Source organism: Sphingobium quisquiliarum P25 (assembly GCF_000445065.1).
Taxonomy (GTDB): Bacteria; Pseudomonadota; Alphaproteobacteria; order Sphingomonadales; family Sphingomonadaceae; genus Sphingobium; species Sphingobium quisquiliarum.
Genome location: NZ_ATHO01000167.1, coordinates 50,876 through 76,427, shown reverse-complemented (window position 1 = coordinate 76,427; position 25,552 = coordinate 50,876). Strand labels below are relative to the sequence as shown.

23 protein-coding genes and 1 tRNA gene are annotated in these 25,552 nt (G+C 66.3%); 9 read left to right on the top strand and 15 right to left on the bottom strand.

Annotated elements, in window-relative coordinates; all coding sequences use genetic code 11:
- Positions 1-26: 26 nt before the first annotated feature.
- Positions 27-1,400, bottom strand: coding sequence for a DEAD/DEAH box helicase (locus L288_RS40995; RefSeq protein ID WP_021240008.1), 1,374 nt, complete (start codon positions 1,398-1,400; stop codon positions 27-29).
- A 120-nt stretch (positions 1,401-1,520) separates the two neighbouring features.
- Entirely contained in the window at positions 1,521-1,955 is a 435-nt protein-coding gene (locus L288_RS40990; protein ID WP_021240007.1) for a hypothetical protein, read from the bottom strand.
- Positions 1,956-2,028: 73 nt separating this feature from the next.
- Here L288_RS40990 and L288_RS40985 point away from each other — a divergent pair, with 73 nt between their 5' ends.
- The 3 genes from L288_RS40985 (at position 2,029) to L288_RS40975 (ending at position 4,750) form a co-directional block, all read left to right on the top strand.
- Complete coding sequence (locus L288_RS40985; protein ID WP_021240006.1) at positions 2,029-3,468, top strand: FAD-binding oxidoreductase; 1,440 nt, start codon at positions 2,029-2,031, stop codon at positions 3,466-3,468.
- Positions 3,469-3,593: 125 nt separating this feature from the next.
- Positions 3,594-4,382, top strand: a complete 789-nt coding sequence (locus tag L288_RS40980; protein WP_021240005.1) for a SapC family protein — start codon at positions 3,594-3,596, stop codon at positions 4,380-4,382.
- A gap of 293 nt (positions 4,383-4,675) precedes the next feature.
- A tRNA-Glu gene (locus L288_RS40975) sits at positions 4,676-4,750 on the top strand.
- Positions 4,751-4,767: 17 nt separating this feature from the next.
- On the opposite strand, the gene L288_RS40970 is transcribed toward L288_RS40975, so the two are convergent.
- A complete protein-coding gene (locus L288_RS40970; RefSeq protein ID WP_021240004.1) occupies positions 4,768-6,261 on the bottom strand; it encodes a glycerol-3-phosphate dehydrogenase in 1,494 nt (497 codons plus the stop codon).
- A 94-nt stretch (positions 6,262-6,355) separates the two neighbouring features.
- Between L288_RS40970 and glpK the strand changes: the two genes are divergently transcribed.
- Positions 6,356-7,852, top strand: a complete 1,497-nt coding sequence (gene glpK, locus L288_RS40965) for a glycerol kinase GlpK (protein ID WP_031304964.1) — start codon at positions 6,356-6,358, stop codon at positions 7,850-7,852.
- A 52-nt stretch (positions 7,853-7,904) separates the two neighbouring features.
- Positions 7,905-9,227: a lipopolysaccharide biosynthesis protein gene (locus tag L288_RS40960; protein ID WP_084466129.1), complete on the top strand. Its 1,323-nt coding sequence runs from the start codon at positions 7,905-7,907 to the stop codon at positions 9,225-9,227.
- A 12-nt stretch (positions 9,228-9,239) separates the two neighbouring features.
- Here the strand turns inward: L288_RS40960 and L288_RS40955 are convergent, their stop codons facing one another.
- On the bottom strand, positions 9,240-10,355 hold the full coding sequence (locus tag L288_RS40955) for a glycosyltransferase (RefSeq protein WP_021240001.1): 1,116 nt from the start codon (positions 10,353-10,355) through the stop codon (positions 9,240-9,242).
- Between the two features lie 138 nt (positions 10,356-10,493).
- On the opposite strand from L288_RS40955, the gene L288_RS40950 reads away from it, so the two are divergent.
- Genes L288_RS40950 through L288_RS40935 form a run of 4 tightly spaced genes read left to right on the top strand, consistent with a single transcriptional unit; the run spans position 10,494 to position 15,661 of the window.
- On the top strand, positions 10,494-11,465 hold the full coding sequence (locus L288_RS40950; protein WP_152522124.1) for a glycosyltransferase family 2 protein: 972 nt from the start codon (positions 10,494-10,496) through the stop codon (positions 11,463-11,465).
- Positions 11,462-13,072: a hypothetical protein gene (locus L288_RS40945; RefSeq protein WP_021239999.1), complete on the top strand. Its 1,611-nt coding sequence runs from the start codon at positions 11,462-11,464 to the stop codon at positions 13,070-13,072. Before L288_RS40950 ends, L288_RS40945 begins: the two co-directional genes overlap by 4 nt.
- Positions 13,072-14,028, top strand: coding sequence for a lysylphosphatidylglycerol synthase transmembrane domain-containing protein (locus L288_RS40940; RefSeq protein ID WP_021239998.1), 957 nt, complete (start codon positions 13,072-13,074; stop codon positions 14,026-14,028). The genes L288_RS40945 and L288_RS40940 overlap by 1 nt, the downstream gene beginning before the upstream one ends.
- Entirely contained in the window at positions 14,009-15,661 is a 1,653-nt protein-coding gene (locus L288_RS40935; protein WP_021239997.1) for a hypothetical protein, read from the top strand. Before L288_RS40940 ends, L288_RS40935 begins: the two co-directional genes overlap by 20 nt.
- A 6-nt stretch (positions 15,662-15,667) precedes the next feature.
- Here the strand turns inward: L288_RS40935 and L288_RS0122415 are convergent, their stop codons facing one another.
- The 11 genes from L288_RS0122415 to gspI all read right to left on the bottom strand — a co-directional run bounded on the left by L288_RS0122415 (position 15,668) and on the right by gspI (position 25,547).
- Complete coding sequence (locus L288_RS0122415; protein WP_051209783.1) at positions 15,668-16,894, bottom strand: hypothetical protein; 1,227 nt, start codon at positions 16,892-16,894, stop codon at positions 15,668-15,670.
- Between the two features lie 30 nt (positions 16,895-16,924).
- Positions 16,925-18,190 carry a methyltransferase domain-containing protein gene (locus L288_RS40930; protein ID WP_236613082.1) on the bottom strand — a complete coding sequence of 422 codons (1,266 nt, stop codon included), beginning with the start codon at positions 18,188-18,190 and terminating at the stop codon, positions 16,925-16,927.
- 137 nt (positions 18,191-18,327) lie between these two features.
- Positions 18,328-18,549, bottom strand: a complete 222-nt coding sequence (locus tag L288_RS43700; RefSeq protein WP_021239994.1) for a hypothetical protein — start codon at positions 18,547-18,549, stop codon at positions 18,328-18,330.
- Between the two features lie 86 nt (positions 18,550-18,635).
- Entirely contained in the window at positions 18,636-20,249 is a 1,614-nt protein-coding gene (locus L288_RS40920) for a hypothetical protein (protein WP_021239993.1), read from the bottom strand.
- Between the two features lie 97 nt (positions 20,250-20,346).
- On the bottom strand, positions 20,347-21,099 hold the full coding sequence (locus L288_RS40915) for a prepilin peptidase (protein WP_021239992.1): 753 nt from the start codon (positions 21,097-21,099) through the stop codon (positions 20,347-20,349).
- Positions 21,096-21,818, bottom strand: a complete 723-nt coding sequence (gspN, locus tag L288_RS40910) for a type II secretion system protein N (protein ID WP_021239991.1) — start codon at positions 21,816-21,818, stop codon at positions 21,096-21,098. The genes L288_RS40915 and gspN overlap by 4 nt, the downstream gene beginning before the upstream one ends.
- Positions 21,815-22,303 carry a type II secretion system protein GspM gene (gspM, locus tag L288_RS40905; RefSeq protein ID WP_030538595.1) on the bottom strand — a complete coding sequence of 163 codons (489 nt, stop codon included), beginning with the start codon at positions 22,301-22,303 and terminating at the stop codon, positions 21,815-21,817. Before gspM ends, gspN begins: the two co-directional genes overlap by 4 nt.
- Complete coding sequence (gene gspL, locus L288_RS40900) at positions 22,300-23,412, bottom strand: type II secretion system protein GspL (RefSeq protein WP_021239989.1); 1,113 nt, start codon at positions 23,410-23,412, stop codon at positions 22,300-22,302. The genes gspM and gspL overlap by 4 nt, the downstream gene beginning before the upstream one ends.
- Positions 23,409-24,398, bottom strand: coding sequence for a type II secretion system minor pseudopilin GspK (gene gspK, locus L288_RS40895; protein ID WP_021239988.1), 990 nt, complete (start codon positions 24,396-24,398; stop codon positions 23,409-23,411). The genes gspL and gspK overlap by 4 nt, the downstream gene beginning before the upstream one ends.
- Positions 24,391-25,152, bottom strand: a complete 762-nt coding sequence (gene gspJ, locus L288_RS0122410) for a type II secretion system minor pseudopilin GspJ (RefSeq protein ID WP_021239987.1) — start codon at positions 25,150-25,152, stop codon at positions 24,391-24,393. The genes gspK and gspJ overlap by 8 nt, the downstream gene beginning before the upstream one ends.
- Positions 25,152-25,547: a type II secretion system minor pseudopilin GspI gene (gene gspI, locus L288_RS40890; protein WP_021239986.1), complete on the bottom strand. Its 396-nt coding sequence runs from the start codon at positions 25,545-25,547 to the stop codon at positions 25,152-25,154. The genes gspJ and gspI overlap by 1 nt, the downstream gene beginning before the upstream one ends.
- Positions 25,548-25,552: the final 5 nt, after the last annotated feature.

Sequence of the window (25,552 nt, the reverse complement as noted above, 5' to 3'; positions counted from 1 at the left end):
ACTAACCGCTTTTCGCTCGCCCTGCCTCAGGCCGAACCTTCAGCCTGAAACCCAAAGGACAGGAACTCGGGCACTGGCCCGTTCCATCCTTCGTCCGGCCCGTCATCCTCAGGCGAAGGCCTGCGGGGGCGCGGGCCATTGGCTTCCGGCCGGGCCGCACGAGGCTCCTCGCGCCGCCGCTCGTCCCGGTCCCGTCCGCGGGCGCGTTCCTCCTTGCGGCCGCCTGAGCGCCGCCCCCGGTCCTCACCTGATTCCTCGCTCGCGTCCGGTCCGGCAGCAGCCTTCGCGGGCGCGCCGACCGTCTCGATCTTCTGTCCGATCAGCTTCTGGATATTATCGATCGCCTCGGCATCATCCGCCGTCACGAAGGTGTAAGCCACGCCCTTCGCCCCTGCCCGGCCCGTGCGGCCGATGCGGTGGACATAATCGTCGGGATGCCATGGCGCATCGAAATTGAAGACGTGGCTGACGCCCTTGATGTCCAGCCCGCGCGCGGCGACATCAGACGCAACCAATATGTTGACGGCGCCCGTGCGGAACCGCTCCAGTTCGGCAATGCGAGCCGACTGGTCGATATCGCCGTGAATCTCGCCCGATTTGAAACCGTGGCGCTGCAAGCTCTTGTTGAGTTCGCGCACGGTCGTCTTGCGGTTGCAGAAGATGACGGCGCTCTGCACGTCCTCCGCCTCCAGCATCGCGCGTAACGCCTCGCGCTTCTTGCGCGAATCGACCTTCACCAGCCTCTGGGTGATGTTGGTCGATGCGGTCGCGGGCCGGGCGACCTCGATCGACTTGGGGCTGGACAGGAAACGGTCGGCCAGTTTCTTGATCGGCGCTGGCATGGTCGCGGAAAACAGCAGCGTCTGGCGCTGCGCGGGCAGTTTGGTGCAGATTTCCTCGATATCCGGGATGAACCCCATGTCGAGCATCCGGTCGGCCTCGTCGATCACCAGCATCGAACAGCCGTTGAGCAGGATCTTGCCGCGCTGGAACAGGTCCATCAGGCGGCCCGGCGTGGCGATCAGCACATCGACGCCCTTTTCCAGCGCCTTGACCTGATCCCCCATCTGCACGCCGCCGATCAGCAGCGCCATCGAAAGCTTGTGATACTTCCCGTATTTCTCGAAATTCTCCGCCACCTGCGCCGCCAGTTCGCGGGTCGGCTCCAGGATCAGCGACCGGGGCATCAGCGCGCGGGCGCGGCCATGCGCCAATATGTCGATCATCGGCAGGACAAAGCTGGCCGTCTTTCCCGTTCCCGTCTGGGCGATGCCGATAATGTCCTTCATCATCAGCACGGAAGGGATGGCCTGCGCCTGGATGGGCGTAGGCGTGTCATATCCGGCCTCGTTCACGGCCTTCAACAATTCATCGGAAAGGCCGAGATCGGCAAAAGTCATTCAATGGTCCGGACAGGAGGCTCTCCGCCGGGCGCGCTTGCACAACGGAAATCGGGCGCGCCTTGCGGAAATATCGGCAACTTGTCAAGAAAATCGAGCAGCATCAGCCCATCAGGACCTTCAATCATCAGGGTCCGCGGGCACCAGGCGGCGGATGTCGTCGATGCCGCAGCTAAGGCCGCTGCGCGCCTGCAACGCGTCCCGGCCCGAACAAAGCGACCCGTCATCGTCGGGCTCCACATAGAAGCCCGAATAAAAGCCGATCGAATTGCATCCCCGCTCTAATCTGGCGCGATAGCGGTGATTGTCCGCCAGCAGCAGATCCACGCCATGGTCCACGACCACGCTGGCCGACCGGATCGATCGCAAGGCGACGCAGCGCGGCCCCTTCTTCTCCTTCCACATATGCCGGGCGTCAGGGTCGATGCGCGCTGGTGCCTTCCCCTTCCTGGCCATCGGAACGCGGATGATGACTCGCTGCTGGATCGTCAGTTGCGCGAACTGGACGGATTCTCCCGACGGCGCGACAAGAAGCAGCAGGACGGAATGAAGCAAATCGGACCCCTTTGGGCGGCACGCTATCCCGCAATGGTTGAACGGCCGATGAATTCCGGCGCATAAGCGGCGCATGATAGGACAGGATATTATCGACCAATTCCGCGCGCTGCTGGACGCCAGGGGCATCGTCACTGGCGCTGACGACATCGCGCCGTGGCTGACCGACTGGCGCGGGCGCTTCCATGGGCAGGCGGCCGCCATTCTTCAGCCCGATTCGACGGAGCAGGTTGCGGCCATCGTCACCCTGGCCGCGCGCCTTGGCGTGCCGCTCGTCCCCCAGGGCGGCAACACGTCGATGGTGGGCGGAGCCACGCCGCCGCCCGACGGGTCCGCTCTCATCCTTTCCCTGCGGCGGATGAACCGCATCCGCTCAATCTCCGCCAGCGACAATCTGGCCGTGTGCGAAGCGGGCGTGATCCTTTCCACCCTGCACGATGCCGCCGCCGAAATCGGGCGCCGCTTCCCCTTGAGCCTGGGCGCTAAGGGATCGGCCACGATCGGCGGCCTCGTTTCGACCAACGCGGGCGGCACGCAGGTCCTTCGCCATGGCACGATGCGCGCCTTGGTGGAGGGGATAGAGGCCGTCCTCCCTGACGGCGGCATCTTCGAAGGCCTTGATGCCCTCAAAAAGGACAATCGCGGCTACGACATCAAGCAGTTGCTGATCGGTGCGGAGGGCACGTTGGGCATCATCACCGCTGCCTCCCTGCGCCTCGTGCCCGCGATTGCGGCGCGGGCGGTGGGCTGGGCGGGCGTTCGCTCGCCAGCGGACGCCCTCGCCCTGCTGCGCCACGCCGAAGCGCGGCTGGGCGACAGCGTCGAGGGCTTCGAAGTCATTGCCGACGATGGGCTTGGCCACGTGCTGTCCCACATCCCCGGCACCCGCTGTCCCATCGAAACCCGGACGCCGTGGCACGTCCTTATCGAAGTGGACCATGACAGCGGCCGCCAGCCCGGCCCCGGCGAGCGGCTGGAAAGCGCCCTTGCCGAAGCGTTGGATCAAGGGATAGCGCTCGACGCCGCGATCGCCGTCAACGAAGCCCAAGCCGAAGCCTTCTGGCGCATCCGCGAATCGCTTTCCGAAGCGGAACGTGCACAGGGTCCGGCTCTGCAATATGATATCAGCGTGCCGGTCGCACGGATGCCCGCCTTCATGACAGACACCGCCGCCGCCGCGGAGCGCGCCTTCCCCGGCACCACCGCATCCTCCTTCGGCCATCTGGGCGACGGCAATGTCCATTTCCACGTCCGCGCGCCGAAAGGAACGGCGGACGGCCCCGCCTGGATCGCGGCGCAGGGCGCTGCCATCAACGCCTTCGTCCACGACGCGGTCGTCGCTGCGGGAGGCTCCATCTCCGCCGAACATGGCATCGGCCAGATGAAACGGGCGGAGCTGGGCCGGCTGGCGAGTCCCGCCCGGCTCCACGCATTGCGCGCGATCAAGGCGGCGTTCGATCCGCAGGGCATCATGAACCCGGACAAGCTCATCCCGCGCCCCGGCGAAGGCTGAACCTGCGGGGCAAGGCGGCCAGACAAAGCGATTGCCTGTCCGGGCCAAGGCCTTTATCGCATCACCAGTTTTCAGGCAGGCGGCGCATTCCATCGCGCTGCGTCACAAGGAATGGAACACGCATCATGGCAAGCGCGCCCGCGAACAGCCTCCCGGTTTTCTACAATGATCTCATCCCGCTGAGCAGCGTCGATCATGCCGGATATCACAGCCGCACGCTGGATGCCGCACCCTTCCTCGCGTCCCAGCATGCCGTGCCGCTGACCGTGGACGAATTTGTCAGCGCCCAGCGATTCCTGCCCATCATCTTTTCGGCGGGCGACGAACCCGTTCCCCTGGCACTGATGGGGCTCAATGAAGGCGTCAACACCTTCGTCGATGATCAGGGCAAGCTGCGCGGCCCATCCTATGTGCCCGCTTATGTCCGCCGCTATCCCTGGATGCTGGCGAAGCTGCGGCCCGACAGCGACGAACTGTCGCTCTGCTTCGATCCCACCAGCGAAGCCGTTGGCGAGTTTGAGGACGGCCAGGCGCTGTTCGAAGACGGCAAGCCCAGCGAACTGATCCAGGGCGTGCTCAAATTCTGCGAGGATTTCGAACAGGCCGCTGCCCGCACCGGCCAGTTCATGAAGGACCTCAAGGATCTTGACCTGCTGATGGACGGCGAAGTCGCCATCCAGGTGCCCGGCAACGAACAGCCCTTCGTCTATCGCGGCTTTCGCATGGTGAATGAGGAAAAGCTGCGCGACATGCGCGGGGATCAACTTCGCAAGATCAACCAGAACGGCATGCTGCCCCTCATCCATGCGCATCTTTTCTCGCTGCAACTGATGCGCGAGCTGTTCGAAGCGCAGGTCGGTCAGGGCAAGGGCCCCGTCGCCGTCACCGCCACGCCAGAGGCTGCCAACGCCTAAAGCATAAACATTGAATATTTTTCAGTGGTTTATGACAAAAGGTTGTTAGTCGCCACTTGAAAGGCGGCGCGACCTCCTCTATCTGTCGAACATACGGCGCACCTGCCCCCCTTTCGGGTGTGTCGTATGGGCGCCTCCCCCTTTTGGAGGCGTCTCCTCCCTGAACCTTGGCCACCCCGTGCGTATGCATGGGGTGGTTTTTTATCAGCCTCATGCCGCCGCGCGGTTTTCCTTGACGCGTCCCTGCCCGGCCCCTAAACGCGAGCCCCTGCCCACTGCCAAGCGCAGCCAGCGGCCCCTTCGTCTAGCGGTCAGGACGCGGCCCTCTCACGGCTGAAACACGGGTTCGATTCCCGTAGGGGTCACCATAGCCGGTCAGACCGGCTCACTTGCCACCCTTAGCCGCCAAATAAGCCTCCACCCGCTCCGCGGTCCCCTGCGGCACGTGCAGCCCGAGTTTCGAACGGCGATAAAGCACGTCCTGCGCGGAACGGGCCCATTCCGTGGATGCGAGATAATCCAGTTCAGCGGTGGTGAGCCCGCCGCCCAGATCCTCGCCGAGCGCATCCAGGCTCTGCGCATCCTTGAGCAAGCGCGTGACGCGGGTGCCGTAGGCGCGCGCGAGCCGCAGCAGGAGCGTGGGCGGCAGACCGGGATGGCTGGCGAGGAGCGCATCGGCGAAGCGGGCGAAGTCTCCGCCCGGCATGTCTCCTCCCGGCAGCGCCACGCCCGCCGTCCAGGCAGGCCCCGCCTCCGGGAAGAAGGGCGCCAGCCGCTTCATCGCCTGCTCCGCCAATCGGCGGTAGGTGGTGATCTTGCCGCCGAACACGCTCAGCACCGGAGCGCTGCCGCCATCGGCATCGACATCGAGCACATAGTCGCGCGTTACCGCTGAGGCATTACCGCTGCTGTCGTCATAAAGCGGCCGGATGCCCGCATAGCTCCAGACCAGATCGGCTTCGCTCAACTGCTGACTGAAATAGCGGTTTGCGCCGTCCAGAAGATAGCGCACCTCGCCGCTGCTGATCGCAGCCGGGCCAGCTGGTCCGTCCCACGCCTCCTCGGTCGTGCCGATAAGCGTGAAGCGGCCTTCATAGGGAATGGCGAACATGATCCGCCGATCGGCATTTTGCAGCAGAAACGCATGCTCGCCGTCATAGAGGCGCGGCACGACGATATGGCTGCCCTTCACCAGACGGACGCGGCGAGAAGTGTGCGCTCCGGTCATCCGGCCGATTACCTCCGAGACCCACGGCCCCGCTGCATTGACCAGCGCACGGGCGCGCACCTCGCGCCGTCCGCCGTCACCCTCCAGAACCGCCGCCCACGCAGCCCCCTCGCGCCGCGCGGCGGCGAAGCTTGTGTGGGTCAGCACCCGCGCGCCCCGTTCGGCGGCGTCGAGCGCATTCAGCACGACAAGGCGGCTGTCCTCCACCCAGCAGTCCGAATAGACGAACCCGCGCCCCGTCCTGTCGGCCAGCGCATCCCCCAGGGGCGAGCGATCGAGCGCGATCGTGCGGGTGGCGGGCAGCCTCTTACTCCCGCCGATATGGTCATACAGGAACAGCCCCGCGCGCAGCATCCATGCCGGGCGGGGCGAATGCGTCTGCGGGATGACGAAGCGCAGCGGCCAGATGATGTGCGGCGCCATGCCCCAGAGCCGCTCGCGCTCCGCCAGTGCTTCGCGCACCAGCCGCACCTCGCCATATTCCAGATAGCGCAGCCCGCCATGGATCAGCTTGGTCGATGCCGATGAGGTGTGGGACGCAAGGTCGTGCTGTTCGACCAGCATCACCTTCAATCCCCGCCCGGCGGCATCGCGGGCTATGCCAGCGCCATTGATCCCGCCGCCGATGATCAGGAGATCGCAGCTCTCCACCCTAACCTGCCCCTCCCCTGCGCATTGCCGGGCTTTACGCGAAAAGCAAAGCAGCCGAAAGTAGCCGCCTTGCGCAACGGAGCAGGAGAGGCGCGTGCCAGCCAAGCACATATTGGCGATCGATCAGGGGACGACATCGACGCGCGGCATCCTGTTCGACGCTGCTGCGCGCCGCGTCAGCGTGGCGCAGTCGGAATTCCCCCAGCATTATCCCGCCCCCGGCTGGGTGGAGCATGATGCCGAGCGGATCTGGCGCGACACCTTGTCCACCGCACGGGAGGCCATTGAGCGCGCTGCCGTGTCATTGGACGGCATTGCCGCCATCGGCATCGCCAACCAGCGCGAAACGGCGGTGATATGGGACCGCCGGACGGGCCAGCCGATCCATCGCGCGATCGTGTGGCAGGACCGGCGGACCAGCGAAACCTGCGCACGGCTGAAAGCGGACGGAGCGGAGGATGAGGTGCGGGCGCGCACCGGCCTGCTGCTCGACCCTTATTTTTCCGGCACGAAGATCGCCTGGATGCTCGACCATGTCGCGGGCGCGCGGGCCAGCGCCGAACGGGGCGACCTCGCCTTCGGCACCATCGACAGCTTCCTGCTGTGGCGGCTGACGGGCGGCGCGGTGCATGCCACCGATGTCACCAATGCATCGCGCACGCTGCTCTGGAACATCAGGGAGCAATGCTGGGATGAGGAGATGTGCCGCCTGCTCCGCGTGCCATCCGCCATCCTCCCCGCGGTGCATGACAATGCCCATCTTTACGGCACCACCACGCCGGACCTGTTCGGCCGCGCCATTCCGATCACCGGCATTGCGGGGGACCAGCAGGCGGCACTGTTCGGTCAGGCCTGCTTTTCGCCCGGCACGGTCAAGTCGACCTATGGCACGGGCTGCTTCGCGCTGCTGAACACGGGGACGCAGGCCATCGCCTCGCGCCACCGGCTGCTCACCACCCCCGCCTACCGGCTGGATGGCCGCACCAGCTTCGCGCTGGAAGGGTCGATCTTCGTCGCGGGGGCGGCGGTGAAGTGGCTGCGCGACGGCATCGGCGTCATCACCCATGCCAGCCAGACCAACGACATGGCGACGCAGGTGGCCGACAGCCACGGCGTCTATATGGTGCCCGCCTTCGTGGGGCTTGGCGCGCCGCATTGGGACCCGGACGCGCGCGGCGCGATTTACGGCCTGACTCTGGGCGCGACCCAGGCGCACCTTGCCCGCGCCGCGCTGGAGGCGGTTGGCTATCAGACCATGGACCTGATCGACGCCATGCTGGCGGACTCAGGCGTTCGCCCCGCCGTCATGCGCGTCGATGGCGGCATGGCGGCGAATGACTGGCTGTGCGGCTTCCTCGCCGACCTGCTGGAATTGCCGGTCGAGCGCCCGGCGGAGCTGGAGACGACGGCGCGCGGCGCGGCATTCCTGGCCGGGCTCGCCACCGGCATCTGGTCCGGCCTTGCGGAGATAGAGGCGCTCTGGTCCAGCGGCCGCCGTTTCGAACCGTCGATGCCGCCCGAACGCCGCGCGCCGCTGGTGGCGGGGTGGCGCGACGCGCTGCGCCGGACCATGCTGCCCAAGGCACCTTGAGTCCCTCTCCGATTCCGCTTGGCTTTGCCGTCCTGTTCGGAGAATAGGCGGGATGGCCAGAACATTGAACAGGATGCCGGGCAAGGGACCGTTCGCGAACATCGCGCGGAACACCGGCTGGCTGCTGGGCAGCAAGGGCCTGGGCGCGGTGCTCAGCCTCTTCTATCTCGCCATCACCACGCGGACGCTGGGCCCCGAAGGCTTCGGCGTGTTCAGCCTGGTGATCGCCGTCGCCCAGTTCATCGCGCGCGTCATCACCTTTGATAGCTGGCAGGCGGTGGTGAAATATGGGCAGGCGCCCCTGCGCGACAATCGCGCCGACATGCTCGGCCTGCTGATCGGCTCCACCCTCACCATCGACGCGATCAGCGCGGCGGCAGGGTTGGGCGTCGCCGCGCTGCTGGCGTTCGGGCTCGGCCCCGTGCTCGGCTGGCAGCATGACATCGCCTGGCTGGGCTTTGGCTATGCGGCGGTGGTTCTGCTCGCGCTGCGGTCGACCGCTGTCGGAGTGCTGCGCCTGCTGGACAGGTTCGCCGCCGCCGCCCTTGCTGAAAGCATGATGCCGGTCGTGCGCATGATCGGCGCCGTGGCGGCATGGTGGCTGATGCCGACGCCGCTGGGATTCCTGATGGCCTGGGCGACGTCCGAAATCGTCGTGTCCAGCACCTACTGGATTCTCGCCTACCGTCATGGCCGCCATCATGTCGCGCGCGTCCGGCCCGTCTCGCCAGCGCAGGCGCAGCGGCATTTCCCCGGCATCGTCCCCTTCCTGATGGCCAGCAACATCAATCTCAGCCTCGTGACGGTGATCAACAGCCTGCCGATCTTCATCCTGGGCATGTTCGTCGGCGCGGCGGAGGCGGGCTATTACCGCCTGGCCGCGCAGCTCGGCAATGCAATGACGACCTTTTCCCAGCTCATGTCGCGCGCCATCTTTTCCGAAACCACGCGCAGCCATGTGCGCGAGGGCGGAACGGCGGACCGCCATGCCCAGCTTCGCCAGCTGCTGCGCAAGATCAGCGCCTTCACCATTTTCAGCGCCTCGGTCATCGTGCTGGCGCTGTTCATCCTTGGCAAATGGCTGCTGGTGACGATGTCGGGTCCGGCCTATCTGCCCGCCTACACGCTCCTGCTGCTGCTGGGCAGCGCTGCGGCGATCGAGATGGCGGGCGTCAGCTTCGACCCGCTGCTGATGACCATCGACCGTCAGCGGCTGACCGTCATGGTGCGCATTGTCGAGGTCGTCATCCTTGCGGCGGCGCTCGCCATCCTGCTACCCTCCATGGGCGCGGTGGGCACGGCGACGTCAGTGCTGATCGCCACGCTGGCCGGTTTCCTGCTGCGCGCGGCGGCGGTGCGTTACCATCTACGATGACGCACCGGGCAGTCAGCCCGCAAGCTCCGCAAACATGCGATGATGCGCGGCCAGCGCTTCATCCACCGCATAGGGGCGCACGGCCCGCCGTGACCGCTCAGGGTCCGCAGGCCGGGACAAGGTCCACTCGACCGCCCCGGCGAAGGCAGCGGCATCGCCAACCGGCACCATCGGATGCTGCCCTGCATCGGCAATGATGCCGGTCAGATTGGGCGTGCAATCGGTGATGACAAGCTGGCACCCGCAAGCGAGCGCCTCGATCGCCGTGGCGGTCAGCCCTTCCCAGCGGGACGACTGCAACAGAATGTCGGAACCGGCATAGAGCGCCGCCAGTTCGGCCGGATCGCCCACGAAGCCCAGAAACTCGACCTGATTGGCAATGCCCAGGTGCCTGCATTGCTGCTGCAATTCCGCCAGCAGCGGCCCTTGCCCCGCGATCCGCAGCCGCCAGTCCCGCCTGTCCAGCCGGGCGAGCGCCGCCAGCATCGTGCGATGGTCCTTCTGCGGGACCAGACGCCCGACCGCCAGCAATTCGCGCCGCTCCCCCGGCCCCGCCGCGCGCCGCGTCTCCCCCGCTTCCCACAGCAGCGGCGTCACGGTCGGCCGGGGCAGCAGCGCCACCTTCCGCCGGATCGCCCCGCATCCGCCAGCCAGCAGATCGGCGTCGGCTTGTCCCATGACCACCGTCCTGCAACTGATCCACGCCGTTAGCTGGAACCTCTTGCGCCGCAGCCATGCGAGCGGCCCTCGCGTGCCGGGACGCACGATCGGATTGGAAATCCGTCCTACGGCCCGCGTCCCCGTGCCGATTGCTGCGGCGGCCACCAGCAAATTGCTCTGATTGCCCGGCGAAAACAGGATGCCGGGCCGGTGCCGCCGCAGCATCCGCCGCAGGACCGGCAACTGCGTCACCATCGACAGGCCGCGCGCTCCATCCGCCGCCGCCACGCGCCGGATCACCACGCCCGGCGCGATCAGCGGCGCGAGCGGCCCTTCCGTGCGCGCCATCCACAATTCGCTTCGGACGCCGCGGGCCGCCAGATAATTGGCCAGCAATATCGCGACCCGGTCCAGCCCCCCGTCGCTGGGTTCGTACAGGTAGATGGCGACGGAAAGGTCTGAACTCAAAATCCGCTGCTTTCGGTGAACGGAGGGCAGGCTCGGCGGGGATCACTGAGCGGCGATTGACAAACAGGGCAAATGCGGCTTCGGGCGATATTCAATCCCGCCAGCGGGTTCAATCGGCAAAAGCACGAGCGAAATGCGATGAAGTTGATAATTCAGATTCCCTGCCTGAACGAGGAGGAATCGCTCCCCACGGCTCTTGCCGCCCTGCCCCGGCATATTCCGGGCGTGGGCAAGGTGGAATGGCTGATCATCAATGACGGCAGCACCGACCGCACGGTGGAGGTGGCGCGGGAGCTTGGCGTCGATCATATCGTCGACCTGCCGATTAACCGGGGCCTCGCCTATGCCTTCATGGCGGGCCTGAAACGCTGCCTGGCGGAGGGCGCGGACATCATCGTCAATACCGACGCCGACAATCAATATAATGCCGACGACATCCCCGCGCTGATCCAGCCGATCCTGCAACGGCGCGCGGAAATGGTGATCGGCGACCGGCCCATTTCCACCATCGCGCATTTTTCCTGGGTCAAGCGCAAGCTCCAGCATCTGGGCACCAGCGTGGTGCGCTGGGTTTCGAAGGCCGATATTCACGACGCGCCCAGCGGCTTTCGCGCCATTTCCCGCACCGCCGCGCTGGAGATCAATATCTTCGACGGTTACACCTACACGCTGGAATCGATCATCCAGGCGGGGCTTTCCAACATCCCCATCACCTCGGTGCCGATCCGCGTGAACGGCGAAACCCGGCCGTCGCGGCTGCTGCGGTCGATGCATAACTATATCCTGCGGTCGATCCGCTCCATCCTGCGCAGCTTCTTCATCTACAAGCCGTGGATGACCTTCTTCTATCTCAGCCTCGCGCCGCTGCTGATCGGCGGCGGGCTGGTGATCCGCTGGATGATATTGTTCGCGGGCGGGACGGAACGGGCGCATGTGCCCAGCCTGGTCGCGGCGGCGGGGCTGCTGCTGCTCGCGGGTCTCATGTGGATCGCCGGGCTGCTGGGCGAGCAATTGCTGATCAACCGGCGCATGCTGCACGACCTGCAATTGCGCCTGCGCGACACCCGCACCGCCAGCTTCGACGTGATGAAGGACGGCAGCGCCCTATGACGGCGTCCCCGCGCGACCTGATGGCCCGGCATGCACTGGGCGAGATCCCGAAGATCCTGACGCTGCTGGACCGCACGCCGGTCAGCCGCACCTATGGCTGCTTCGACCGGATCTACTGGCATTACCGGATGATCGATTTCCCCTGCGGCATGAGCCAGGAATTCGTCTATCCGCTGGCGCTCGCCTGGTCGCTCGACATTGAAGGCAATCCCTATCGCCGCGCGCCCGCGATCCGGGATTTCGTGGAGGCGGGCGTCCGCTTCGCCGCCCGCTCTGCCCATCCTGACGGATCGTGCGACGATTATTATCCGTTCGAACGGGCGGCGGGCGCGGCGGCCTTCTCCCTGCTCGCCTGCCTTGAGGCGGCTTCGATCATCGGGATAGAGGATGACCCGGAAATCCGCGACTTCTTCCGGCGGCGCGCGAAGTGGCTGGCGGACCATCAGGAATCCGGCCGCCTGTCCAATCATGAGGCGCTGATTGTCGCCAACCTCATCCGCATGTCCGCGCTGGAAGGGCCGGAGTGGGAAGAACCGCTGCGCGCGCGCGCCGCCCGGCTGCTGTCCTGGCAGGATGAGGAAGGCTGGTTCGACGAATATGGCGGCGCCGATCCGGGCTATCTCAGCCTCACCATCGGCCTGCTCGCCGAAAGCGACCGCCGCCGCCCCGACCTTGGCCTGCGTCCCGCCTGCGAGCGCGCCATCCGCTTCTTCGCTCATTTCGTCCATCCCGACGGCACGGTGGGCGGCTCCTACACCAGCCGGGGCACGCAGAATTTCTTCCCCCACGGCTTCGAGATCGCGGGCGAATGGATGCCCCAGGCGCTGGAGATCAGCGAGCGGGCGGCGTCCCTGTTCGCGGCGGGCGGGCCGCCCTGCTATTCCGACGACCATATCATCGGCCATCATCTGTGGAGCTGGCTGCTCTGCTGGGCGGAATGGCGCGAAGACCGGCCGTCATCGCCCTCCCCCGCCCCCTCCGCCTACTTCCCGCGCGCCGGAATGCTGGTTGACCGCAAGGCGGACCAGACGCTCTATTGTGGTCTGCGCCAGGGCGGCGCCTTTCAGCTTTTCTCCGGCGCCCGCCTGACCCTTGCCGACAGCGGCGTGTCGATCCAGACGCATGACGGCAAGACGGCCGTGCAGCATCTGGCGGGCGATTACGACATTGCCCAAGGGCCGGAAGGCCTCTCCGTCATCGGCAAGATGGCCTGGGCGAAAGCGACGTTGCTGACGCCGCTCAAGTCGGTCATCCTGCGCTGCATCATGATCAGCCTCGGCCGCTTCTTCCCCGATCTCGTCCGGCGGCTGCTCCAGAAGATATTGGTGACGGGACGAAAGGACGCGCCCTTCCGCTTCCATCGCGCGCTGCGCTGGGACGGCACGGGCTGGACCGTGCGCGACGAGATATTCGCCGATGGCGGCTGGGGCGACGTCGCGCGGATCGGGATCGCGGGGTTCCAGACCTCGTCCACCACCATCATGGCCCGCGTCTGGCAGGCGAACCATATCAAGCCCTGGCAGGACCTGACCGCCGCCATCGCCCGGCTCGGCGACAACGACCCGCTGATCATCGAACGGCGGCTGCCGGGGCAAGGCGCGGCCTGATGCGCAAGCTGATCAGCATCGCCATCAGCCTTGGCATATTGGTCATCATCTGGCGCAGCGTCGACGCGGCGCGGGTGCTGGCGGTATTCCGCGATTCCGACCGCCTGTGGCTCGCCGCCAGCCTGCTCGCCGCCATCCCGCTGACCATCGCGACGGCGATCCGCTTCGCGATGCTCAGCCGTTCCCCCATTCCCTTCGGCGCGTCCTTGCGCCTGATCCTCTCGGCCTCGACGCTGAACGCCGTCCTGCCGTCAAAGATGGGCGACATCGCCAAAAGCTGGGTGCTGGCGCAGAAATACGGCTTCCCCGCAGGCCGCGCCGTCTCGCTCGTCGTGTTCGAAAAGATGATGGACATGGCGGCGCTGCTGCTTTGGGGCATGTTCGCGCTGTTCTGGACGGCCGGGACGGACTGGCTGCTATGGCTGTTCGCGCTGGCGGTCGGCGGCCTCTTCTTCCTGCTCGCGCTGATGATGGCTCCCTTCGCCCTTGCCCGCAAGCCGCTCGACTGGATCATCGCCCGCCTTCCCCGTAAGATTTCGGCAAAGCTCGCGGGCTTCATGGACGAATGGGTCGTCATGACAGACTGGTTCTGGTCGCGCCGGTCGCGGGCCGTGGCCACCATGCTCTTTTCCATCGCCCTGTGGGGGGCGCATCTCTGCCAATTCTGGCTGTTCACCAAGGCGGTGCATGCCGATGTTCCCCTGATCGACAATCTGGCCTTTGCAACCCTGTCGATCCTCGCCGGGCTCGTGCCGCTGACCATGGCGGGCATCGGCAGCAGGGACGCGGCGATCATTCAGCTCTATCAGGGCTTCCTCTCCCCGGCGGCGGGCGCGGCGGTGGGGGTGCTCGCGACATCCCGCTACATCCTTCCCGCCATCGCGGGCGCGCCCTTCATGCGCGACTATTGGCATCGCCGGAAGCAGGGAGCCGCCGTTGCCGACACGCCGCATTGACGCCGGACGGGCGCTGTTCGCCGCCCTTATCCTGCTGACATTGGTGCGCTATGGCCTGGGGGCCTTCGCCTCCGGCCCATGGACGATGGCCGATGACGCGCGCCAGTTCCTCAGCTGGGGCGCGCGGATCGGCAACCCGTCCGCCATGCCCCACGATCTGCTGGCCGATTATTGGCAGCAGGCCGCGCCGCCGCTCTATCGCGCGCTCCTCTTCGGCGCTCATCTGCTGGGCATCGGGCCGGTGCAGATCGCCAGCCTGCTCGCCTTCCCCCTGATCATCGCCAGCGCCATGCTGGCGTGGCGGCTGGCCGGGTGCTTCACGCCGGACCAGGGGCGCAGGCTGATCGCCGCGCTCTGCGTCATGGCGGCGATCCTGCACAATGACTCGATCTTTTCCGGCACGCCGCGCGCCTTCGCCTCACCCCTCATCCTGATGATGATGCTGGGCATGGCGCGCCGCCGCCATGGCCTGACTCTCGCTGGCCTGCTCCTGTCCAGCCTCATCTATCCCGCCCCGGCGATCACCTGCCTCGGCGTCTTCGCGCTGCATCTTCTGGGCTGGCCGCTGGTGCTGCGGTGGCGCTCGCTCGCGACGCTGACGGCCGCCGCGATCGTCGTGGGCGGAACCGGGCTGTTCTTCAAGGCCGGGCTGTCCGTCTGGGGTCCGACGCTCACCCTGGAAGAGGCGCGCCATGTCTACAGCCTCGCCAGCTTCGACGGCCGCAGCAGCATCACCGGGCGCAACGGAGGCATCGCCTGGCTCTGTTCCGCCCGCATCGGCTTCCTGCCTGCGATCGTCAATTGTCAGGGCAATACGGACCCGCGCCTCCTCCTCAACCTGATCCTCAGCGTGCTGCCGATGATCGGCCTGTGGCTCGCCAGAAGGCGCGCCCATGGCGGGGACGGCCCCGATCGCGACGCCGCTTGGCGGCTGCTGCCCTACAGCCTGTTGTCGTCGCTGATCTGCTACACCCTTGCCGCTGTCACCGCCTTCACCTTCCACCTGCCCGCCCGCTACAGCCAGCCGGTGCTGCTGGTCATGGGCAGCCTCGCCCTCGGCCTGCTGATCGGCACCATCTGGACCCGCGCTACGGGCCGCCTCGCCCGCGCGCGTCCCATTCTCCGCACGGGGGCGATCGGCCTTGCCCTGCTGATCGGCATCGCGGCCTTCGCCACGCCCAAGATGCGGCTGGTGCGCCCGGCTCATCCCGATCTCCTGGCCCTTGTCGCCAGCACGCCGCCCGGCACCCGCATCGCCGGGGTGGAGGACGACCTTGCCGTCATTCCCGCACGCACCGGGCGGACGGTGCTCGCCACCCCGGAACATGACATCCCCTATCACCGCCGCTATCATCGCGAGCATCAGGCGCTGCTGCGCGCGTCGGTCGCGATGGGCCAGATGAGTGCGCCCGCTTTGGCGTCAGAGGTGCGCAGGCTCGGCGTCGATCTGCTGATCTTCGACCGGCATTTCCTCCAGACCGGCGTCCTGCCGGAAAGCTACGGCGCCGCCCTGCCCCCGCCGCACCGGATCGCGCCTTCGCTAGAGGGGCTCGCCATGCTGCGGGCAAAGTCCTGCCGCGTGGTCGAAACCGCGCAATGGGTGGCGATTTTCACCTCCTGCCTGAAAAGCTGACGAAGATCAGGACGGGAAACGCCCCTCCTCCATCCAGGACAGGATCGCCAGCGCGCCCCGCTCCGAAGAGGATTGCGCCGACGCCGACATGGTATAGTCGAAGATCCTCTGCTGCTGCGCGCGATAATGCTCCCCCCTCTCGCGAAAGCCGGGCAGCAGCGGGAAAAGCGCGTCCGCCGATGGGACGACATCTCCCGCGCTCCACGACAGATAGGGCAGCGCCCCGCCGCCTTGCCGCCAGTGCGTATCGATGAAGAAAGCCGGGCGCGGACGGCAGAGAAATTCGTAGATCTGGCTACTGACGTCGCCGATATAGGCGTCGCTCCCCAGCGTATAGCTCATGTCGGTCAGGCGCTGGCTGTCCACGTCGACATGGATATTGGGCAGCCCCTGCCAGCGCGGATCAAGATCAGGCCGCTGCTTCATCACCCGATATTCAGGCGAAATGTGCAGCTTCTTGCGGAACAGCATGATGTGCGGCGCGAAGATCAGGTTGAAATTCCGCCCCGGCCCGAATGCAAACCAGTTGATGATGGCATGCCCGTGCCGATACCAGCTCGACAGATAGGGGTCGAAATGGGGATTATAGAGGAAGACCGGCCGGTCATCATCGAAGAAGGACGGCCGCGCGCTCGTATCGATCAGGTCGAATTTCGGATAGCCGATGATGGCGATCGTTTCCGGCGACGCGAGGCCGTGGCCCAGCATCTCGTCGGCGACCTTCTGCCCCGACACCAGCATCACGTCGAAATTCGCCATGTCCGGGTGATAGGTGACCGACCGGTCGCCTGCGCCATGGGGAACGAAGATGATCTGGGGGCCACCCGCCTTCCACTCGCGCTTTAGGCGCAGGCATGTTCGCTCCGGGCTGACAATCAGCGCGGCGTTGCGCAGTTCGGCGGCATGCTGTTTCAGCCGCGCCAGCCGCTCGGTCGGCGCGATCCGGTTGATCAGCCGCAGGACCGGCCCGGCGCGCCGCAGCCCCATGTCGAACCAGATGATCCGCGCCGCCGCCTCTTCGCCGACAATGTCCCGCACCCCCTGCCCGATCGCTCGCGTGCCAAAGGCGCAGACCAGCGGAAATGCCGCCCGCTTGCCCGCAAGCGCGCGCAGGATGCCCGCCGTATGCGCAAGCTGATGCGTCGCGTCATGGTTGAACAGGAAGACGATCGCTCCTGCGGGGATGGAATTGATCCTGTCAGGCGCGCCCATGACGCCGTCCGATAGCTCCAATGACCGGCTGCCGCAATCCAGCGCTGGTAATCAGCCCCGCCGGTCATACCAGACAAGCAGCCTGCCGCCCTCGGACAGATGCTTGCGCGCTACGATCCGCCCACGTTCGCCGACATGACTGAGGAAAGCTTCTTCCGTATAGTCCGGGAAGATGTCCTCCCTCTGGGCCAGCAATTTTCGCACCATGACATCGGCCTTGGGCGGAAATTCGATGACCCCCACCGGGGCCATACCCATGATCCAGTCCACCGCCATATCGAGCGGCACATTGCGGCCGATGGCGATGTGGTGAATGAAGGCCAGCGCAACCAGCGCGTCCGCCCCGGCCGATCGTTCGCTCAGACCTTTTCGTTCGGCCTGCGCCCAGCCTTGCGACGGGCTGGGATTGGCGGCGTCGAGCCAGAGCGGCAGGAAGTTGCTGCGAGTGCCCTTGAACCGGGCATAAGCGCGTTCCAGCGCGCCATAGTCGAAATCGAAGCCAACCACCGAACCTGCGCCTGCTTCCAGTGCGGCCAGCGAATAGTCGCCGCTGTTGCAGCCCAGATCGAACAGCAGCCCAGGCTTGGCGGCTGCGACCATGTCACTGACGAACGCCCGCTTCGCCGCCGCTTCTGACGTGGCGTAGCTGTTATCCTGCGCATAATCGCCCCAAACTGTCTCACCGCCTTTCAGCTTCAGGCCAGCGATATAGCGCCGCAAACCTTCGAGCATTCCCTTAAGCGCAGCGCGCGGAAGATGCCGTTCGCTCGGCTTGCCCGCAATCTGTCCCTTGCGCAGCGAACGGGTTTGAAGCGCCGCTTGCGCCGTCACATGCGCCATTACCGTCCAGGATAGATTGTGACGCCAGCGCAGCAACGGCGCCAAATCCTCCGGCGCTATGCCCTCCAAGCTTCCGCGGAACCAGTGATTGGGAGCAACGCCAAACCGCGACCAGAAGATCAGCGGATTGAGGAACTGCATGCAGAATTGGCGGTGACCGATCCAGATGTCGCCATCCTTGTAGGGGATGAACGACCCGTGATCGATGAACACCGGACTGTTACCAAGAAACTGGATATTGTATGCCGTCGCATCCGACAGAGCAAACCCACCGTCGAGCGCCTCCAACTGCACATCCAGATGATGGAGCGCTGCCTGCTTGTGCAGCGAAAAGCTCCATTCATAGGGGTAGGAGATGAAGGGAATGCGCGGATGTTCAAGCACATATCGCGCGCCGCCATGGCTGCCCATCAGAGCAGCGGGTTCACGCTCCTCCCAACCGACGAGCATGTCCTTGTCCACCAGACGCCGCAGCAAACCGGAATCCCGCGCCGCCTCGTAAGCCAAAGCGGCCGAAGGCATCACCGAGCGGAAAACGCGTTCGTCCTGCGTGAAAATACGACCGCCCGGATCCCGGAAAGATCCTGCGTCGTCGACCAGCCTTGTCGCCACGATCAGCTATCGCGCCGCGTGCCGTCCTTGCGGAACACTGTGGAAACCGCATTTTTCGCCTTGGAAATGAAATGGCGGCCGAACATGCCGGCTGCGGCGACGCCGCCGATCACTGCCTGGATCAGCATGCTGCCGGTCGCTCCATCCAGATAGGCGAAAGCGGGAGTGCTGAGAGAACCAATCACCAGCGCAAAGGCGCTGAAAGGAACAAAAGAATTTTTCACCGTTAAATCCCACTTATGTCACTTTTGTGAACAACTAGCGAAAATATTTTCAATCCACAATATGGATTGGAATCGGACCGCCGCATTCACCACCCCTCAGGCAGAGTTATTTTCGTCCGTGGAATAAAGTCATCGTCCGCCAGGTAAACTTGGCTTCGAACATCCGCTTTTCCTTCCGGCGGCAAGGAGAATCTGGATTGAGCCAGCCCTTTCATCAGTGCGGAAAGGGACAGCGGCGCGGCGTCTTTTCCGCCGGGAATGGCTGGAGCACGAACCGCAAACAGAGCGGAGAAATTTGCAAGCTTCTCCTTGTCCGTCATTAGTTTGGCCTGATCTGCGTCGGGCTTGGCGTTCGTCATGCGAGACCCGTGGTCACCATGGACCACCATGATGAAATTATGCCCCGCCGGTGACTTGCTGATGGCGCGGTACGCCGCCTCTGTCTTCTTCAAGGTACAAAGAAGCTGGTCATAGCCCGCATTTTCTCGCGAGGTGAAAGAACCTGGATACTGGCGGCGCATCCACGCGCCTTCTTTCAAACGGCAGTCCGGCGTTAGCCCGAATGGCGAATGCGGCAAAAGGAAATGGCCCAAATAGACTTCACCCGGACCGGCGGCCGCCAAATCTGAGTTAAACCTGTCGAACGCAAGGGCGGCATTGAGGGGATTCATACGAAGCTCCGTAATGTCCCGCACGGGAAGAGGCAGGCCCAGCCTGCGCAGCCCATTATAGGCCGATGCTCCCAGCCGCTCAAACGTAGGGGAAACCAGCTTGCGCAGAATGATCTGCGCCCTGCTGCCGGTCGAAAGGGACGAAGTCGCTACGGGCCCGATATTCTGTGACTGATAAGTCAGGCAATCGGTAACCGGCGACGGGCCGCAGAGATTAAGATATTCGGATTGATAGACCTTCACCCGGTAGCCGCGCTGCCCAAGCGCGTCGAAATAGGCGACCTTTTCGACCTTCTTCTTTTCCGCTTTGGAGCGCTCCGGTTCCTGCGCCTCGCCAAAATTCAGGATCTGGGGAATAGAATTCAGCGTATAGGCATAATCGCTATGGGCGCGGGTATAAAGGCGGAAGCCATTGCCCAAATAGAAGCGTTCCAGTTCCAATTTCACGGCGGCAGTACGCGGATTATCCTCGGGCATGCCGTCGATACCGGCATGCTCGTCCAGGATGATGTGAACGATTGCGGGCAGGGTAGATGACGGATTCGCAGCGGCGACAGGTTTGTGGATCATGGTCACTGCGGCTTCGCGCCTCTGGCCTATGCCCAATACGCTTGCCCCGGCCGCCACCAGTGCGGCGACGGTGATGAAGGGCAGAACGGATTTGCGCCCCAGCGCCACGAACGCCGCGACGGCGACACCCGCGGCGATCGGCCATGGCGCGTGAACATCCGCCACATTCAGCGCGGTGGCGATCAACACGCCTTCCAACAGGGCGCGGATCAGGCGGTGGGCAAACCCATATAGCGCGCCATAGATCAGCGCGATGCCTGCCAGCACCGCCAGTGCGACGCCCGCTTCGGGAGTCCAGACCAGATATTGGTGAAAGAGGAGGACGTTAAGGAGCAGAGCTCCCATGACGGCCAGCGCAGCCAGGGCGGCCTGCCATCCCGTAATTTGTTCAACCCGCTTCGACGGCGCCGCTGAATCCTTTACATCACCGCGCCCGATTGCCGTCGCCGTCTCCGCCATTCATCACCCTTCCCGCTTCCGCTCCGATGAAAGAGCGGCAAATTGCGCGGGACGATAGAAATGCCCGTGCAGAAAGCAAGCGGGTTAGCTGACATGCCTATGAAACTAGCATCCCCGACACCCACCACCCCGGTATCGCCACAACCGCCAGGCAGGTGCCAAGCGGAATGCGCGTCATCCGGTCGATCGCCCCGCCGCGCGCCATGCTGGCCAGCACCGCCATCAGCCCCAGCGTGGACGCCATCAGCAGGATGAAGGGCAGCGCCTGCCAGCCGAACCATGCGCCCAGCGCGCCCAGCAGCTTGGCATCGCCCAGGCCCAACCCTTCCCGGCCGCGCGCCAGGCGGTACAGCAGCGCGAGGGCAAGCAGGCAGAGATAACCGGCCGCCGCCCCGATCACCCGGTCGATCACGGGCGGCGCAGTCACCCACAGCCCGATCGTCAGCCCCATGAAGGCGAGCGGCAGGGTCAGCGCGTCGGGCAGCCAGAAATGCCGCCAGTCCAGCACCGCCAGCACCAGCAGAAGCCAGCCCAGCAGCGCCCATCCCGCACCCTCCAGCCCCGGCGCGAAGCCAAGCGCCAGCGCGCCGATGATGGCGCACCCCGCCTCGACCCGGCCATGCAGCGGATCGATCCGCACGCCGCAGCTTCGGCACCGCCCCCGCTGCATGAGCGCGCTCACCATCGGAACGAGATCGGCGGCGCTCAGCACCCGCCCGCACCCGTCGCAGGCGGACCGGCCCCGCATCACGCTCCTGCCTTGCGGCCAGCGCAGGATCAGCGTGGCGAGGAAGCTGCCAGCGATCGCCCCGGCTATCCCGCCCATCGCGGCGGCAATCGGATCGATCACAACGTGCCTTCGACCTTCAGCACGCGCGCGCCGCCAATGCCGGCAAAGCCCACCTTGCCCAGCGCTTCGGCCAGCGTCGCGTCGGCCGTGTCCACCCGCATTTCGGCCACATAGCGGCCCGACCGCCAGATGCGCAGGGTCAGCTTTTCCATGCCCGACTGACTCGCCAGCGGCATCAGCAGCGCGCCGCCGTCGCAACTGATCGTGCCCGACAGTCCCTGGCTCAGGTTCAGGCCGGGGAATTGCCCGGCCATCTGCGCCCGCACCCGCCCTTCGGCATGGCCGCACTGGTCGCCGGTAAAATAGGCGCTCACATCCTCCATCGCCAGGCTGCCGACCGGCAGGGGCGCGAATGTCCGCCCCAGCGGCACCGCGCCGGTAACATCATCCACCCCTGCCCGGCCAAAGCCGACCGTCAGCGCGCCGCGCAGGTCATCGGCCGCGCCGCTACGTCTTTCAATATCGAACCGCGCACGCGCCATCAGCAGCGATACGGGCGAAAGCGCCGCCCGCACCGACCCCATCGGCATCGTCCCCAGCATCAGCTGGTCGATCCGCGCGCCCCATATCGTGCCGCGCACGTCGCGCGCGGTGACGCCCACTTTCTCCAGCCCGGCAAGGCCGATCGCGATCCGCATCGGCATGAACAGGATGAAGCCGAAGGCGAACAGCGCGATCAGCGCCAGCCGCGCGCGGCGGGACAGGCGAAGTCCCATCATTGCCCCGCTCCCCGCACCAGCACCGCCTGCACCGACAGGCTGCCCGCCGTGACGGAAGGCCGGGCGGTGATCGTGTCCACCCGAATGCCCTGCGCCTCCAGCGCCGCCAGCCAGGAAAAGAGCGCGACCGGCCGCACCGAAGCCATGGCGATGTCGATCCTGTTCGCCCCCTGCGCCTGCGCGCGTTCCAGCGTCAGCCCCGCTTCGCCCGCCGACTGGCCGATGAGCTGGTCGATGCTGCCCGCCGAAGCAGCGGTAGCGCCGGTGCGAGGAAGCGATTTCAACAGCTTAACCTTCGCCCGGATGCTCGCGTTCCGGTCGGTCGCCTCCGCCAGCGCGGCGCGCGCCGACCGCTGCGCCGACTGGAGCGGCCACATCACCCCCAGCCACAGGATCACGATCGCCAGCAGCGCGAACATGATGCCCAGCATCCATTGTTCGCGCGGCGACCTTTCGCCCCACAGCGCCTTCATCCGCTCCATCATGATCGCACCGTAATGTCCGCCAGCGTCCGCCCGCCAGGGTCCTGGGACGGGGTGGCCGTTATCGTGAAGCCCGCTGTCTGCAATGCCAGCAGCACCCGGTTGATCTCATCGGCCTTCGCCGCCGCCAGCGTCGCGCGGATCATCCCGTCAGCATCGCGCGACAGCGCCGTCAGCGACACGCCCGGCTCCGCCTGGACCGCCGATAAAAGCCCAGCGACCGGCGCGGTGAAGGCATAGGCCCCCGCGCCCCGCTCGGCGAGCTTGCGGTCCATCTCCGCCTCGGCCTGCGCAAGGTCGTCCGTCCCCGGCACTACCTGCCGCGCGAGCGCCAGGCTTTCGGCATCGACGCGGCTCGCCGTCATATGCTCCCGCGCGACGCTGACCAGCGCGATCAACAGGCTGGCGAGCAGGATCAGCCCGCTCCACAGAAGGATGCGGCCCAGCGCCTGCTTGTCGACCGGCCGCCGCACCCGCTTGGCGAAGTCGCCCTGCCGCATGTCGATCGGCGGATCGGCCAGCGCGGCGATCGCGGCCGCCGTCACCTGCGCGGCGGACACGTCATGCACGGGCGCGTCCCCGATCAGTTCCGGCATCGCCACATCGGCGGGCAAGGCGATGTCAACGCCCCGCAGCACCGGATCGCCGCCCGCCACGCCACGGCTGAACCCTTCGGCGGGTTCGGGCAGCAGCAGCGGCGCGGGCACGATGATGTCGGGGTCCAGCCCATGATGCTGCGCCCAGAGCAGCCAATGCTGCATGTCGCTGCGCGCCGCCACCGCAATGATATGCGGGCGGGCCGGATCTTCATTCCGGTCCGCAACCGCGAACAGCTGGTCGGCAGGCACGATCCCGCTCGCCAGCGCCGCCAGCCGCGCCGCCGCGCGGCCCTGCCGTGGCGGCAGTTCGGGATAGCTGGCCCAATGCAGCGTCACCAGCGCGGCGGGCGCGACCAGCATGACGATCGTGCCAGCCGGAAGGGCGGTCAGCCCGCATTCGGCCAGCCAGTTCGCGCCGGTCCCGCTCTGCACGGCAACGCCATCGGCGACCCGCATCCACAGCGGATCGCCCTGTCCGGGCAGCGAGACGATCAGCCCGTCGCGCACGGTCATGCGCCGGTCCCCCAGCTTCGGCGGATCAACCTCGCCGGGCTTTCCCGCGCGTCGATCAGCGCCTGCTCGACCACCTCTGTTCCCCCGGCGTCCACCGTCACTTCCACCCCGAAAAATCCTGTCGTCAATTTGACCTGTTGCCCGGCCTCTTCCAGCGGCGTGATCCCCTGGCTCGCCAGCCCCGCCCAGAACTGGTGCGTGCTGCCGTAGCCATCCGCGGGCCGCCGCGCCAGCAGTTCGCGCGCCTGGGCGACGCTGATCTGCCCTTGCAGCAGCATGGCGAACAAGGGCGCCTGCGACGGCAGCAGCGTGTTGATGTTGATCGGCGAAAGATCCGCCGTCGGCAACGCGCACACCCACGGCCGGACAATGGCGTAGATGGCGGGCGTCACGCCGGCCACGGCCCGCAGCTCGCTGGGGTCCACCATGAATCGGTTGGCCGCGCGATAGGGACGCGCCGCCTGCGCATAGACTTCATCCTCCGCGCCGCCCGGCTGGGGCACGCTGTCCGTGTCGATCCAGTCGCCCAGCGACGCCGCCGCGACCTGCGCCTGCCGCGCATCGACGCCCAGCGCTTGCAGCAGCGCCTGGAATTGCGAGATGCCGATCGGCCGCACCGTCAGCTTCGCCTCGCTCTCGCCCGCCACCACGCTATTGAGGTTGAAGCAGTTGCCCGCATCGGTGACTCGCGCGGTCGCCATGCCGCCGGGCACCGGAATGGACTGCGCCGTGCCCATCCAGTTCCCCGCCAGCGTCGTCTTGCCCGGACTGGCCGCGACCAGATCGCCGATCCTCAGCCGCGCCATCTCCGTCCCCGCCTCGGCAAAGGCGCGCGCCTGATCGACCGATCCGCCATTGCCGGTCATCCGCGTCGCCAGCGCCAGCCGCTCCAGCGCGGTCGATGCGACCACCGCCATCACCGCGACCAGCAGCAGGACGGTCAGCAGCGCCGCGCCCCGTTCATTGGCCTTGGGGACGTCAGCCAAGGGCCGCCTCCCCTTCCACCACCGGCTTTTCCGCAGGGCCCGGCCCGACCAGAAAACGCAGGGTGACGGGCGGCTGCCCGGTGCGCGCGATCGTCATCTCCACCGCGCGCGGCATCAGGTCGGGCTGGGTGGGCGTCCACTCGCCGCGCCATTCCCCTTTGGCGTCGCGAAAGCGCAGCGTCACGTCATCGACATGGTCCAGCAGCGCCGCGGGCTCGTCACCCGCCGCGCCATCCACCTGCGCATAGGTGCGCCGCTCCAGCCGCCCCTGCCGCACCCAATATTCGACCTTCTGGATCGAAGGGCGCGGCAAGTCGCCCAGATTGTCCCACCCGCCGCGCACGAACTGCATGACCGGCATCTCCTCGCCCTGCCGGTGCGACCAGAATGCGGGCGCGAGCGTCCCGCTCTCCGTGCGGCTGATGCGCGGCACCGCCTGGCCAAGGTCCGCGGCCAGCGCCCCGCTGGCGCGCTGCACCGCCGCCATGTCGTCCAGCCGCGTCTTGATCTGCGCCTGCGCCGAAACGCTGTTGCCCAGCAGCAGCACGCCCGCCGCCGCCAGCATCGCGAAGATCATCAGCGCGACCAGCAGTTCGATCAGCGTGAAGCCGTGTTCGGCGGAACGGCGCGAAAGCGTGAAGCCGTGTTCGGCGGAACGCCCCGAAAGCCTGAAGCCGCGCTCGTCGGCGCCCGAGCGCGTCCCCTCGAAGGCGGGGACCCAGGACGACGAGCCACGACTTGGAAGGCGATCCATCACTGCACCACCCGCACAAAGCTCAGCACCACGGGCGAAGCACCGGGCTGGCCATCCACGGTCAGGTCGACCTGCAACAGCCTTTTGTCGTCCATCGCCTTGACCTCGCGGCTCCAGCGCCAGCGGCGGCCGCCATTCTCCACCTCGCCCTCTTCCTTCCCCAGCGAGGGCGGGGCGGGATCGGTCTGCACCTCCACCATCAGGTTGCGCGCGACGATCTGCCCCAGCGCCTTGCTGTCCAGGTCCGCCGCCGTGCGCAGCGTCACCCCCTGCAACCGCACCAGCGCCAGCGCGGCAAGGCTGAACACCGCCAGCGCGACCAGCATCTCCAGCAGCGTGAAGCCCTGCTCCTTCTTCCCCCATCTTCCCGCGCAGGCAGGAGCAGGATGCTTCATGAGGC